This is a genomic window from Bacteroidota bacterium (genome assembly GCA_016713765.1).
Taxonomy (GTDB): Bacteria; Bacteroidota; Bacteroidia; order AKYH767-A; family 2013-40CM-41-45; genus Pollutiaquabacter; species Pollutiaquabacter aromativorans.
Window position 1 is genome coordinate 2,617,052 of record JADJON010000001.1, and the last position, 14,039, is coordinate 2,631,090.

At 52.3% G+C, this 14,039-nt stretch carries 16 protein-coding genes; 1 reads left to right on the plus strand and 15 read right to left on the minus strand.

Annotated features, from left to right (window positions below; translation table 11 throughout):
• Positions 1-41 precede the first annotated feature (41 nt).
• Positions 42-308: a DUF167 domain-containing protein gene (locus IPJ96_10220; GenBank protein MBK7910726.1), complete on the minus strand. Its 267-nt coding sequence runs from the start codon at positions 306-308 to the stop codon at positions 42-44.
• 3 nt (positions 309-311) lie between these two features.
• A complete protein-coding gene (locus IPJ96_10225; GenBank protein MBK7910727.1) occupies positions 312-887 on the minus strand; it encodes a DUF479 domain-containing protein in 576 nt (191 codons plus the stop codon).
• A 65-nt stretch (positions 888-952) separates the two neighbouring features.
• Here IPJ96_10225 and IPJ96_10230 point away from each other — a divergent pair, with 65 nt between their 5' ends.
• Positions 953-1,465: a hypothetical protein gene (locus IPJ96_10230; GenBank protein MBK7910728.1), complete on the plus strand. Its 513-nt coding sequence runs from the start codon at positions 953-955 to the stop codon at positions 1,463-1,465.
• A 72-nt stretch (positions 1,466-1,537) separates the two neighbouring features.
• Here IPJ96_10230 and cas6 read toward each other — a convergent pair whose 3' ends face one another.
• The 13 genes from cas6 to IPJ96_10295 form a co-directional block, all read right to left on the minus strand.
• Positions 1,538-2,347, minus strand: coding sequence for a CRISPR-associated endoribonuclease Cas6 (gene cas6, locus IPJ96_10235; protein ID MBK7910729.1), 810 nt, complete (start codon positions 2,345-2,347; stop codon positions 1,538-1,540).
• A gap of 184 nt (positions 2,348-2,531) precedes the next feature.
• Positions 2,532-3,152, minus strand: a complete 621-nt coding sequence (locus IPJ96_10240; GenBank protein MBK7910730.1) for a sugar transferase — start codon at positions 3,150-3,152, stop codon at positions 2,532-2,534.
• A 9-nt stretch (positions 3,153-3,161) separates the two neighbouring features.
• Positions 3,162-4,520, minus strand: coding sequence for an alpha/beta fold hydrolase (locus tag IPJ96_10245; protein ID MBK7910731.1), 1,359 nt, complete (start codon positions 4,518-4,520; stop codon positions 3,162-3,164).
• Positions 4,521-4,532: 12 nt separating this feature from the next.
• Positions 4,533-5,765, minus strand: coding sequence for a DegT/DnrJ/EryC1/StrS family aminotransferase (locus IPJ96_10250; GenBank protein ID MBK7910732.1), 1,233 nt, complete (start codon positions 5,763-5,765; stop codon positions 4,533-4,535).
• Entirely contained in the window at positions 5,762-6,874 is a 1,113-nt protein-coding gene (gene wecB, locus IPJ96_10255; GenBank protein ID MBK7910733.1) for a UDP-N-acetylglucosamine 2-epimerase (non-hydrolyzing), read from the minus strand. The genes IPJ96_10250 and wecB overlap by 4 nt, the downstream gene beginning before the upstream one ends.
• Entirely contained in the window at positions 6,831-8,153 is a 1,323-nt protein-coding gene (locus IPJ96_10260; protein MBK7910734.1) for an O-antigen ligase family protein, read from the minus strand. The genes wecB and IPJ96_10260 overlap by 44 nt, the downstream gene beginning before the upstream one ends.
• Positions 8,119-9,156: a glycosyltransferase family 2 protein gene (locus IPJ96_10265; protein MBK7910735.1), complete on the minus strand. Its 1,038-nt coding sequence runs from the start codon at positions 9,154-9,156 to the stop codon at positions 8,119-8,121. Before IPJ96_10265 ends, IPJ96_10260 begins: the two co-directional genes overlap by 35 nt.
• Positions 9,149-9,940, minus strand: a complete 792-nt coding sequence (locus IPJ96_10270) for a glycosyltransferase (GenBank protein MBK7910736.1) — start codon at positions 9,938-9,940, stop codon at positions 9,149-9,151. The genes IPJ96_10265 and IPJ96_10270 overlap by 8 nt, the downstream gene beginning before the upstream one ends.
• A gap of 29 nt (positions 9,941-9,969) precedes the next feature.
• Entirely contained in the window at positions 9,970-10,893 is a 924-nt protein-coding gene (locus tag IPJ96_10275; GenBank protein ID MBK7910737.1) for a glycosyltransferase family 2 protein, read from the minus strand.
• On the minus strand, positions 10,890-11,825 hold the full coding sequence (locus IPJ96_10280; GenBank protein MBK7910738.1) for a glycosyltransferase family 2 protein: 936 nt from the start codon (positions 11,823-11,825) through the stop codon (positions 10,890-10,892). Before IPJ96_10280 ends, IPJ96_10275 begins: the two co-directional genes overlap by 4 nt.
• 2 nt (positions 11,826-11,827) lie before the next feature.
• Positions 11,828-12,580 carry a glycosyltransferase gene (locus tag IPJ96_10285; protein MBK7910739.1) on the minus strand — a complete coding sequence of 251 codons (753 nt, stop codon included), beginning with the start codon at positions 12,578-12,580 and terminating at the stop codon, positions 11,828-11,830.
• A gap of 1 nt (position 12,581) precedes the next feature.
• Complete coding sequence (locus IPJ96_10290) at positions 12,582-13,667, minus strand: DegT/DnrJ/EryC1/StrS family aminotransferase (protein ID MBK7910740.1); 1,086 nt, start codon at positions 13,665-13,667, stop codon at positions 12,582-12,584.
• A complete protein-coding gene (locus IPJ96_10295; protein ID MBK7910741.1) occupies positions 13,664-14,038 on the minus strand; it encodes an FdtA/QdtA family cupin domain-containing protein in 375 nt (124 codons plus the stop codon). Before IPJ96_10295 ends, IPJ96_10290 begins: the two co-directional genes overlap by 4 nt.
• Position 14,039 lies beyond the last annotated feature (1 nt).

The following is a 14,039-nucleotide window of genomic DNA, read 5'->3' on the forward strand; positions in this document are numbered from 1 at the left end:
CGGCCTGAGTCGAATATTCACAATTTCGTGTGCATTCCGGGCTAAGCTCCAGCTGCCACCGCTTCCAACTTCCTCCTTACCTCCTCGGGTTCCAGGGGGATTTCGAGGCATTTGATCCGGGCAGTATGCCCTTTTTTCAGCAGAATGGCTGATTTTGGAAGCTTTAAAACCTCTGCCAGGTAACGAACAAGCTGATCGTTTGCCTTTCCGTCAATGGCCGGGGCGGCCAGTCGGACGACCCACTCGCCGGATACCCATTCGACCCGGTCGATCCGCTGATTCGGCTTCACTTTCACATAGAGCAGCATGGATCAGGACCGGCTGGTTGCAAAGGTAATCAACTCAGGAAAAAAGCGTCCGAACTCCTCTTGAAACGCCGCATAATCGGCGCGCAATTCATGGACGGCCTCATCCATCCGGTTCTCAAAGCGGACACGTTTTGACAAACCAGCCAGGGTTCTGCCGATCCCCTCGACGCTCGAATAACTCAGCAGCCAGTTTCGTTCGATCATGAACGGCAGGAACTGTCTGACCGTCTCGGGCAGCCATCGTTCCTCCTCCTGCAACACCGCATAGACCCACTGCGCATATTCGTTGAGCTTCCGGTCGGAGTAAGCGTCGAAGGAAGCGGCCAGGAAATGATCATAATAGAGATCGATGATCACCCCGCTGTATTTGCCGTAGGTTGGGTACAGCCGTCGTCTGGATTCGCCGGCAATCGGATGAGCATCCGTAAATCCGTCAATCGCACGGTGCAACTCTATTCCCTTTCGGATGTTATCCGGATACTCGTCTTTCCGGCGGCCCTTAACATGGTCCGCGATAAAATTCCCGACCAGCAGACCACGGTCATCGCCGGACAGGTAGAGGTGCGCAAGGAAGTTCAAGCAACTGAATTTGCCACCGGAGCACATTGCCCCGGGCCTGAATAGTGATTATCTTTACGAAACCGATGAAAAGGTGGTACCTCCTCTTCCTGCTGGCGCTGGCGCCCTTTCTGAGCGATGCCCAGCAGAGCTTCGTTTATTGCAAGGACTCGTTAAGAATTCCCGATTCATATTTCCCATGCGGCCGAACCTTTAACCCAGTTTGCGGTTGTGATAATTTAACCTACCGAAATGATTGCGCGGCAGAACATTGGGGCGGGTTAATCTTTGGGAGTTGGACAAGTGGAACCGTATGTGGCAACTTCGCAATCGATTTTTATCCAACTGCTGCCGCATACTTTCCTGCAACCTTACAAATCTTCTTCAAAAAAGAGGGTTCAGCAATTGCCCAAATTTATGATTCTTTTGGAAGGGTGTGGTTCTCAAAGCTATATCAAAATTATCAATTCAATGAAATTGTTAGAGATGAGAATATACCTGTTCAAAATCTCGAATTAGGCATATACACACTTGTAGTAACTGTTGACGGCGAACAACTAGCTATTAAATTCGCAAAAGTATCAGACAAGATGAATTAAATTGTTTGTTCGAATAAAAATAGGCGAGACTCATAACCTGGTTCCCGCCTATTTAGATCGAATGAATAATTCCTACTGTTCGGAGTCGCCCGAACCGAAATTCATGCTGGTATCTTCTTCTTCCGCCATACGTTGCGACAGGCCACCGACGACATCCACCATGCCATAACCCTGGTTGGTGTACATGCCGATGCCGCAATCCCAGACGAACTTTTGCACTTGCGGATGCGCGTGCAATGCGAACGGCAGCAGGTAACCGAAGATCGGCAAACTGTCGTTGTTCTTATAGATACGCGCGAACTTCTTGTGCGTATTCAGGATCTTCTGAATGTATCCCGGGTCCGGCGTGATCTCGAATTCGGCGAAGTCATGCAGTTGCTGCGGCGTGAATCCGGCCCGCTCCATGTTTTCCATCAGTACATCATAGAAAGCATCGGAGAAGTCCTGCTCCCTGGGATCCAAAGGATCCGGAATGTTTCCCTCCGGGTCGCTCTCGAACGGTCCCTGCGGAACCATGGGCGAAATACACACGTACTTCATCACCTGGTTGAAGTCAGGATCCGGGATGACCTCCGAGGCCTTGGGTACCAGGGTCAGTTTAGCGAACGACACGAGGCGTCGCTCAAATATCCGGCGCACCCATTCTTCCGCAAACTCTTTGTCGGGTGCGGATAGCACCAGCGAGACTTTGGAAGACAGGAACCGGATCTGTCCGTTCTGCACTTTCGATGTTCCCTTCAGGGAAGAGAAATTGTAGAAGGGCGAACTGATCGGCATTTCACGAATCACTTCATCCATGAAAGCGGAGATGATCTTTTGGTGGTGAAGCGGAACGGTACCACTGCTTCCATGCACCTTGAGAAAAGAGATCTTGATACGCATTGTATAGGTGGTAAAAAATTTCCCTTTAGAAAATCCGGACAATTCCGGTGGAATGCAAATTTAACGTTTTTAAGCGGAAAATGGAAGAATTACACTGAATTCATCCCAGATTCTGCATCCTTAAACTACTGCCATCGGCATTTTGTTTCCGCGGTTGGTTGTTTTTCATCTGATAATGAAGGCTCTACTGACCGGCGGATGATCGAAAAAAGAGATGGGTAAAAGTCATCCACAGGATCCGGAGATAATGGCCAAAAGTCGGTTTGCGGATGAATTCCATATTCAAGCGGATCTTGTCCGGCAGGATGAATTCCCGGTAATGAGCTTCGGGATCTCCGGCCTTGCTGAGTCGTTCGTTTTCATCAGCATAGACGATGGAAGCTTTGTCGGTGATGCCCGGTCTTACGCGCAGCACTTCCCGTTGTTCCGCTGTGTACAGGGCGACATAGCGTTCAACTTCCGGACGGGGACCGACCAGACTCATGTCGCCGCGAAACACGTTCCACAATTGTGGCAATTCATCGAGTTTCCATTTTCGCAGAAACTTCCCCGCCGGGGTGATGCGCGGGTCATGCGAGCCAACCGTGATCAATCCTTTCTTGTCGGCATCGGGATACATCGTCCGGAACTTCAGTAACGTAAAAGGCACTGCGTCCTTCCCGATACGTTGCTGTCGGAAGATGATCGCGCCCCTGGAACCCAGCCGCACCCAAACCGACAGCAGGACCAGCAAGGGCGCCAGAACAACCAGACCTAAGCCGGAAAACAGGATGTCGGCAAACCGGATCAGGAAACGATGGAACATACCGGTTCCTCAATAAACATCCTTACTGATCCAATTATAGATGTCATTCAACACCGTTTCAGAAAAGTTCGCGCTCTTATTGTATTCAGCCGGCTTGCTCTTCCCTTCGCCGGTGATGAAGAAGTGGTTGAGTTGAGGATACAATTTCATCGCGGTAGGCTTTCTCCCGTTCAGCTTCTCCTCCCAGAGCTTGTAGTCATCCGTCGTTACCTGATAATCCCGTCCACCCTGCATGATGTACAAGGGTCCCTTCATTTCACGAAAGGCGGTGAACGCATCGTACCTGTTCAGATCGATCCAGTAACTGGCCGGCAACGATAGATGCGCCAGCGTATCTTTTGAATCCGCATGAAGTCCTTTGATGATACCGGCCTCGCGTTCCAGGCTGTCGAGCAGTTGCTGGTACTTTTCCTGCTTCCCATCCAGCGCAACGATGTACTTCGCCTGATCCACGAACAGCTCTTCCAGTCGGCGGGCATTCGGACACAAGGCAATATATCCGGCCGACTTCTTTCGCATTCCGGAAGCAATCCTCGGCAGCAGATGCGCCCCCAGACTGTGTCCTAAGACATACACCCTGTCGGGATTGATCAGGGAATCCCGTTGCAGCCACTCGGCAGCGGCGACGGCGTCCTGTATGGTTTCTTCCTCGACTGTGTAATCGGAACGGCTGGTAAACTTATCCCGGTAGATTCGGGTGCGTTTCTCGTACCGCAATACGGCAACACCTTTGGTCGCCAAACCCAAGGCCAGGTCTTTGAAAATTTTCGTGCCCCCCACTGACTCGTCACGATCATTGGGTCCTGAACCGTGCACCAGCACCACGGCTGCAAAAAATTTTCCTTTGCTCGGATACGTCAGTGTTCCGGGCAACCTGTACGGTCCGTTTTCAATGATAACCGACCGCTCCGAGACCTTTGTGCTGTCATAGTAAGCAGGCAGTTTGTATCGCTCCTTTGAATCGGCAGGGAGGAAGAAAAGACCTTTGACTTTCCCGTTTCCGCCAAAAACCAACTTGAAGTCGATCGATTTCTCACCGAAGAGACAGCGCTGAATGACCATGGTATAGCCAGGTTGCTGCTCATCGGTCGTGGATTGCACTTCGCGGAAAGGACCCGCGTTCCGTAGCATGTTGTTCCACACCGAGGACAACTTAGCGGTGTCCAGTTTCGCGGCGGCGGAACTGTCGAGTTGATCGATCACTTTGCCATACTCTCCCGCTTTCATCCATTCCAGGATCTGCTTAGCCCGGACGCGATCGCCCGGTTTTGGGGGCTGGGCGCTGATGTGCAGGCTGAGCAGGAGCCAGAAGAAGACTGATGCTACAGAAATGGAGCGAATCCATGACTTGATGTGACTTGCGGTCATAGTCGGGTGATATCAGGTTTTAGGTAGTACTGCCAGGTCGAGTTCGGCCGTAACGGCTCTGGCGACAACCTCGACCACAGTCGAGCGTTGTTCATCCGTAAGATCATAGAAGACGGGAAGCGAGATTTCCCGCTCATAGTTCCGAAAGGTATTCGGATAATTCCGGATATCGTATCCCATCCCCCGGTAGAAACTCATCATTGGAACCGGGATGAAATGCACGTTAACGGAAACATCCTCCTGGGCGATGCGCTGGATGATCCGGTCGCGGGTCGCTTCATCGATTCCACGAATTCGAAGGGGAAACAAGTGATAGGACGATTCGCAATCCGGGTCAGCTTGCAGGGGCAGCTCCGCCCAGGAATAAACTCCCAGTTCGCGCCGATATGCCTCGCAAATCGCTTTCCGTTTGGGAAGCGTTTCGCGGTCGTACCGGGCCAACTCCACGAGACCGATCGCAGCAAGCAGATCGGTCATGTTCATTTTATAACCGGCTTCGACAATGTCGTATCGCCAGTTGCCCTTCTGCATTTTCGCCAGCGCATCTTTGTTTTGTCCGTGCAGGGACTTGACACAAAGTTCCTGGTAGATGGCCGCATTGTCGAATCCCACAGGAAGATTCAGTGCAACCGCTCCCCCCTCTGCCGTCGTGAGATTCTTCACCGCATGAAAGGAGAAGACCGAGCAATCCGTGAGAGACCCGGCTCGCTGTCCGTGATACCAAGCACCAAGTGAATGAGCGGAATCCGATAAGACGAGTATTCTTCCGAGTGTCGCTTGCACGTTTGAGTTCGGCCTGAACTTCGCGCGAACATCGGGTTGCCGAACAAGCTCGTTCAGCGCGCGGTAATCGCACGGCCATCCGCCGAAATCGACTGGCATGATCACTTTGGTCCGCTCGTTGATCGCGACTGCCACCGCCTCCGGGTCCATATTGAAATCATCGCGCACATCGGTAAAGACCGGTGTCGCTCCGCAGTGTACGACCACATTGGCAGTGGCACTATAGGTATAAGCAGGAAGAATGACTTCATCGCCAGGACCGACGCCGAACCAACGGAGCATCAATTCCAGGCCGGCCGTGGCAGAATTCAAACAGAGCACAGCCGGCACTTTGCAATAAGCGGCCAGCTCCTGCTCAAAACGTTTCGTGCGGGGGCCGGTTGTTATCCAGCCTGACCGCAGCGCAGCCACGACTTCATCAACGATCGCCTGGTCGATCCGGGGTGGTGAAAAGGGTATCATGCAAGGTTGGCGGGTTGATCTTTTCTGACGGAATGAATGGAAGGCTTGATCAACTGAGCCGCGATCAGATCGGCAGCATGACCATCCCCATAAAAATGATGCCGGAACTCCGGCGGATTGTCCAACATCCAGAACACATGATTGACGATCCATTGCGGATCGGTGCCAACCACTTTATTGTAACCATGTTCGACCAGTTCGATCCATTCGGTTTCCGGCCGAAGTGTCACACAAGGCTTCTTACTGAAGAACGCTTCTTTCTGCAACCCTCCTGAATCCGTCATGACCAAAGCGCAACGATCCAATAACACGAGCATTTGCAGATAAGATGCAGGTTCCGTTAAAATGGCGGAAGTCTTGATGCCCAGTGCTCCGATACGCTCGCGGGTACGCGGATGAAGCGGAAGCACTACCGGGATGCGCTGATGCACACGCTCGATCGCTTCAAACACTTCCCGCAGTCTGCCCGGGTGCTCGGTAGTCGCTTCCCGGTGAACCGTACACAAGACAAAGTCCCCCTGTGGCATCTCTTGGGGCCAGGAAATACGTTCCTGCGCGATCGGCTGGAAATGCCGGAACGCGTCCAACATCACATCGCCGGAATGGATCAATTGCACCGGAAGATTATCGTAGCCTTCGCGGATCAGGTTCTGTCGCGCATGGTCGGAGGAGGTAAATAACCATTCCGACAAACGGTCGGCAACAACCCGGTTGGCTTCCTCCGGTACGTGAAGATTGTTACAACGCATGCCGGCTTCCACGTGGGCGATCCGGATACCCAGTTTGACGGCGGCAACCGCACCAGCCAGGGTACTGTTCGTATCACCATACACGATGAGCGCATCCGGGCGTTCCTGTCGAAATACCTGCTCCAGCGACTCGATCATTCTGCCGGTCATTGCTCCGTGTGAAAGTCGATTGATCCCCAGGTTATGGGCTATGACCGGAAACTCCAATTCCTTCAGGATATCATCCGACATGGAGGCGTCGTAATGTTGCCCGGTATGAACCATGATCTCCTCCACTCCACGTTGCCGACGCAGCGCGCGGCTCAGCATGGCGGCTTTAATGAACTGGGGACGGGCGCCTACCAGGTTGATGATCTTCATACGAACCTTCAGGAGATTGGAGGTTCAAAAATACGGAATAAAAAAGCGCCCAAAAGACCACGCCAGCCTGTATTTCAAGCATGCTTTCCACCAGGAAATTGAAGAAGGTCAGTAGCAGAAATCCGGCAAAGAGGGGATCCCTTCGAAACCGCCAGGTTGCACCTGCCAGCATGGCCAATAGCAGCAAAACACCGGAAAGGCCAAGCGCAACCCATGATTGCAAGAACTGGTTGTGCGCATTGAGTTTCTTCTCGACCGCGGAGATCAGGCCTCGTTCCGCATATCGCTTCAGCAGCACATCTTTTACGTCGCCGGTTCCATAGCCGGTCACCGGAGCTTCCTGAATCAGTGACCAAGCAGCCGACCAAACATGCAATCGCGCCGAGGTCGATCGTCCGTCGCTTCCGGAAATCGTATCCTGGGAGAGGTTCTGCTGCATGGCCATTACCCGATTCTCCTCCGGCGGGATGACTTTCCATATTGCGAGTCCGAAAATGAGGATATGTAACAAGGACACAACGAAGAGACGGAACGATTTGGTCTTAAGACCAGTTACCAGGGCTCCCAACGCGGTCACAAAAAACCATCCTGCAAATCCAGCCTTACTGTTACAGAGGAAGACCAGGAGTGAGAGCATGAGCAGCAGACTTCTTCGCAAGGCGCCTTTCAAGATCGGATCCGCACGGTTCAGCCAGAGTAGCAAGACGGCCGTGTCGGCATACCAGGCGAAATACGAAGGATGCAGGAACCGACTGAAATCCTGATAAAAAAATCCATGCAGCGACCCGGTGGCACTCCAGGTACGGATTGCAGGAAGGAGACAAGCGACGAATGCCAAGAGCAGCCCGGCAAGAAAGGCGCGTACGAATCGTTGCCAATCCTGCGCTGATAACCTGCCGTGCATCATCACACAAATCGGCAGAATCAACAGCCCCGATTTTACCTGGATGTCAAAGAGCCCGAACGAGCGATTGTCGGAGTAAGCCATGCCTACTACATGCAACACCAGAAAGGCGACTGGCAGTAAGTACCACAACCGAAATTCCTTTATCCACGGCTGAGCATTGCTATTCAGAATCGTTGTTAACAGGAAAAGGATCATCGCGACCGTGACGGCGCCATGTCCGAACGGCAGGGTCAGCGCCAGCAACGGCAAAGCCCAGAGTTTCAGCCGGCGCCAGGGAGCGTTGGGTATAGGCTGTACCGTCGGTGTATCCTGTTTCATATTGCTGAATGTGGGGCTATCAACGACTGATTCCCGGATCGTGTACTTTTCCATGTTGATTTTTCCGGAAGATCAGGAATCGTATGATACCGATCCAATACCCTATTCCATAGCTCAGGTGAATGGTTGGGAAGACCCGAATGAGCGCCCCCAGCAAATAGCCGTTCCCATTTGAGAGCCGAAGGGAAAAATAAACGACCATCATTAAGTAAGCCATTAATCCTCCCAGCCAGCACAACCCGATCATTGGAATCCAGTATGCGATCGCGGGAGGCAACATGATTCCGGCCACCAGCAATGGAGGAAAGAGCTGACGGACAGTCGCCGGTTTTCCGAGTTTCCGGTTGACAAGCGGTTTGAATAAACCGTACTGGTAGAACATCCGGCGGATCTTGGACAGACGTTCACGGGCGAAATACCGGATCTTAAGGTCCGGCAGTAAAAGTATCTTACCTCCGGAACGGATGATTCTTCCATTGAATTCATCGTCCTGATTTCGGACCAACTCCTCGTCAAACAATCCGATCTCCTCAAAAAGCGGTCGCGGAAAACAACCGAACGGGACGGTATCTACCAGTCGCGGAGTGCCGCCACCCAGCCGATAGTCGGCATTTCCGATCCCGAATCGGTGCGCTGAAGCAAGCGCGATGGCCTCGGCCATTGGCGTATCCGATCCTGGTTCCGTTACCCATACACCGCCGACATTTTGAACCCGGTTTTCGAGCAGGGCCCTGACCAACCGGCTCACGTAGTCGTTCGGGTAGATCGCGTGCGCATCCATGCGCAGGATCACTTCGCCCCTGCTCCGCCGTATACAGGCATTAAGCGCGTGTGGCACTACGCGTGCAGGATTATCCAGCAGATGAATGAAGGGATAGCGTCGTGCAAATCCTTCCACCTGCTGTCGGGTATCGTCTTCACTCCTGCCGTCGGCGATGAGTACTTCCAGGTGCGAAGCCGGATAATCCTGGGAAAGGATATTCTCCAGCACTTTTCCGATGAAGCGGCCTTCGTTCCTGCACGGAATGATGATGCTGACAAAGGGTGTCTTATCCACGGTATACCTCCCGGATCAGGTAGTCGGTGCTTTCCTTCATGTACTTCACCATTCCCGGTGACTTGAAACGACCGGTGGAAGCGTGTTCCCGGTGTTCGATCTGCAATTCCGGAACATACCGGCAGGCCGACTGCATGCCGGCAAGCTGTTCGGCGACAAAAAGTTCCTCGCCGAATAGAAATGATCCGTACTGCAGGGAGCCGCCCTGAGCGAAAAATGTTCGATGAAAAGCGAAAAAGGTCCCATGCACTGCATAGACATTACGCGTCACGCCCTCTGCAGTACGCGCTCTCCGAAAGAATCGCTTCACATAGGCCAATAGCTGGTAAAGAAAATACAGTGGATAGAAAGAATAAATGGCACGCATAAACTTCAGGTAGGATAAGGATACCCGTTGCTCCCGGAAAGGATTTTGTTGATGCCCGCTCAAGGTCGAATGAACCGCGGGAGCCGCCACCAATGCGCCCCGGGATAGCGAAAATAACCGGTACAAGAAATCACGTCCGGGAAGTTCCACGTCGGTATTGCAAACGATGGTCCAGGAAGGAAGCTCGCCTATCGTTTGCGTAAAGTATTTCAAACCAGCTGCAGCACCGCCAAAATATCCCAGGTTGGTTCCGGCTGAAAAATAATGAACCTGCTTCCAAGCCGATAATTGCTTCCTGAAACCATCGCTATCCGTACTTCCGTTATCACATACTACGATGGTCAACTCGACCTGTTCTTGCTGAAGTAACTGTTCCCGGATAAAGGTCACTACCTCGTCTTCATGACGATAATTCACCAGTAGGATCAACGCATCGGGTGCCACGGTCAATAATCGCCCCGGATAAAACGCTTCAACGTAAACGCATAGGCATCCAGCTTTTCCCGGTAGCGCAAAGCAAAGATGGACAATGGCAGTAAGATGAGCAACCGACTGATTATGTGCAGGAGCCGAAAGAACCAACAGGTCCAAAAGACCAATGCCGGGTGATTGCGGGAGAAATAGCGGATTTTGGATAACACCTGGTTGGAGACCATGACCCGTTGGTTTTTCTTACCACTGGCTCCACTGTGGTGAACAATTTCCGCCTCGGGCATATAGGCGACACCTATTCTCGCCTGGTGAGCACGTAAACAGAATTCCATGTCCTCGGTCCAGAAGAGTTGTTCATCCAGCAGTCCGATTCGGTCGAAGACCTCCCGGCGTAACAAAATAGCCGCGCCGCTCAAGGCATCCACCGGTCGTGGCGCTTGATCACCCTGCATCCTGTGATCCCTCTTACTTCGGTACCAACCATGTAAAAAGAAAGTTTCCAGGATAATCTCCAGCGGACGCAGGAAAGGCATCACCGAATACTGATGACTTCCATCCGCATTCAGCAACTTCGGTCCAACGAGTCCGGCCTCCGGATGGTCCTCGAGGTAGCTGATCAGGATCTTGAAAGCGTCCTGCTTCACTACTGTGTCGGGATTCAGCAGCAAAATAAACTTACCGGAACATCGACCGATCGCCTGGTTGTTCCCTTTCGGGAATCCTGCATTATCCTGATTCACGATCAGGTTCACCGTCGGAAACAAATGACGAACCATCTCAACACTTCCGTCGGTGGATGCATTGTCCACCACCCATACTTCAGGCTCTTCCACACCACCCATGGGAAGGCTGCGGAGGCAGGCTTCCAAAAGCTCGCGTACATTGTAGCTGACTATAACGATACTTAAGAGCTGTCGTTGCGCCTCGGCCATTTTCAAGACTTTGACAGGTTACGCAAATAACGACCCAACTTCACTACCGGATAAATGAACGGTACGCCTGCCCATAAGACAAGCCGGCTTCGGGGAGAAAGCATGGCCTGACCGGTCCTTCTTGCCAGCACCATTTCACCGAACTCTTCTTCCATTCTTGACCATACGTAAACACGCTGCTTCAAATTCAACTGTCCGGATTCCAGGGCTTTCTCCCACACACGCAACAAGTACTGCCGCATGGTCGATCGGTCCTGGTTGAGGCTGCCAGGATGCGTTCTGACGAGCGAAAGCGACCCGGCGACCGGAAGGAAAGTGAATTGCACGCCTGACATGGCCATTCGTAACCAGAGGTCCCAATCCTCAAACCCCGACAATGCCTCATCCATACAGCCGACCATATCCATCATTTCCCGTCGAACGAGCGGTGCATGGATGGTCATAATATTGTACCGAAGCAATGTATTCACCAATAGGCTTCCCTTTCCGGAAACCTTTGGCATCCATTCCCGATCCGGAAGGTGCAGCGACCTTCTCCATTGTTCCGGTGCTCCGTCAGTAAAGTAACGCACTTCACCATACACCACGCCGGTTTCCGGATGCGCATGTAAATAGGAAGATTGAACCTCGAACTTCCGGTTCTCCAGTATATCATCGGCATCCAACAACTGAATATAGCGTCCGCGCGATGCTTGAATCCCTTCGTTTCTTGCCGCGGATGGCCCGTGGTTCTGCGTGGACAGTTTGCGAAATCGGGAGTCCTTATCGACAAAGACCTGAATAACCTGCAGTGTCAACGCATCAGAACCATTGGCGACCAGAACACATTCCCAATCAGAAAAAGTCTGATCCAGGAGCGACTTCAACGTTTCCGGCAGATACCTTCCATAGGTATAGCAAGGAATGATGATGGAGATTTCCGGTTGTTTCGGTCCCATGATCAGTTCAATCCTATCCTGCGCAAGACGCGGTTCAACAGAAACTTGCGACGATACCGATGCAATGCCCGGTCGATCACTTCCGGCTTAAAGTACAACTCCTGTGCCCGGCGTCGTTCTTCCAGTTGTTGGGCACGATACTTCCCCTGAGAACTCATGCCGGAAGTATCAAACACTGAAACGGTGACACCAGTATGGTAATAGCTCACCTGCTCCACCAGGAGCACCCGGAGAAAAAAATGATAATCCGCCACCACCCTGAAGCTGAGGTCATACTTACCATACTTCTCAAACAAGGTCCTGCGGATAAAACTCACCGGGTGCCAAAGCGTATCTCCGATCATCTGCTCCAGGGTGATTCTTCGCGGCATACGGCCCAGGCGGGTCTTCCCATTTCCATAATAAATGATCATGTTGCCGTACAAGATATCCTCATCCCGTCGACGGCTGAAAACCGCGCTTAAAACATCGGGTGAGGCCAGATAATCACCCGAATTCAGAAAAAGACAATATTCGCCGGAGGCGAGTGCGATCCCCTTGTTCTGTGCATCGTAGACGCCAGCGTCTTTCCCACTGTGGACGAAAGACAAGTGCGAACGGAACTCTTCGATCACCGCCAAACTTTCATCGTTCGAGCCGCCATCGATCACGATGATTTCACGATCGTTCCACGACTGGGTGATCACGCTTTGCAACGTTTTCCGCAATCCACGGGCATTGTTCAGGTTGACCGTTATGACCGAAAGACGCTTCATGTCAAAAGCGGTTCATCACCCCGACAACCTGCCGAATGTCATCTTCCGTGTGGAAGAAAGAGATCGGCAGGCTGAGTATGGTTTCGTGTATTTCCTGTGCGATCGGGGTATCGGTCATATCCAGGATCCCGCGCATTGCCAATTGCCGGTTGGGAGCGACCGGATAATGCACTTCGGTATGTATACCGTTCTCCGACAGAAAGGTCCGCAACTGGTCACGCTTGGGATGTCGAATAGCATAAATATGAAAGACATCCAGGTAATCCTCCTGCTTCACGGGCTTAACATAAGCATCGGATAATTCCGCCTGATAGATGGCAGCCAGTTTGCGTTTATGCGCATTGATCTTGTCCAATGCAGCGAGTTTGACTCGTAGAAAAGCCGCCTGCAGCTCATCCAACCGCGAATTGTAACCGACTATGCTGTTATAATACTTCTTTTCAGAACCGTAATTCCGAAGTGTGCGGATCGCTTCCGCTTTCTTCGGATCATCGGTCGTGACGGCTCCGGCATCGGCGAGTGCTCCGAGGTTCTTGGTCGGATAAAAACTAAAGGCCCCGAAATCACCGAAGCTCCCGGCCCGTTTCCCACGTAAGCTCGCTCCATGGGCCTGGGCACAATCTTCAACTACGGCCAGACCATACTCCCGGGCGATGGAAAGGATGGCATCCATTTCACACAACTTCCCGTAGAGGTGTACCACCAACACGGCACGGGTACGCTTGCTGATCTTTTCGCGGATGTTTTCCGGATTGATATTGTAGGTGGACAAGCGGGGTTCGACCAATACCGGCTTCAAGCCCGCATGCAGAATCGCCAGTATGGATGCGATGTACGTATTCGATGGAACCAGAACCTCATCTCCCGGAGAAAAATTATAGGAACGCAAGGCAAGGATCATAGCATCCAATCCATTCGCGACGCCTACCGTATGCTGCACACTGCAATAGCCTGCGAACTCCGCCTCGAACGATTTGACCTGCTCGCCGAGTATGTACCAACCGCTCTGCAGGGTCTTTTCAAAGACCGCCCGATATTCCTCGAAGAACGGAGCGTTGGCCTTTCTCAGGTTCTCGTATTCGATCATGACACCGCAGGATAGGGTTCGAAAATGTAGTCGGCCTGATCGAAAAACTCGGATGCCAGTACCATCAGGATGGCGTCGGGCGTGAACTCGTACATCGTATGCCAGTCCGCCGGTTCCAGGATCAGACATTTATCGGGACGATCCAACCGGAATACCTGTTCCGCAGACCCGTCGTGGTTATAGATCGTACAGGCTCCCTGGATGCAGATTGCGGCTTGCAGAGTTTTCCGATGCCGATGACCTCCCCGTCTGCTGTCGTCTACCCCGTAGATATAAAAGATGCGTTTAATATCAAATGGGATCACCTTTTCGATGACCGTCAGGTTACCGCGCGTGTCAGTGAAGGTTTTGAGATCGATCAGACGAGCCATA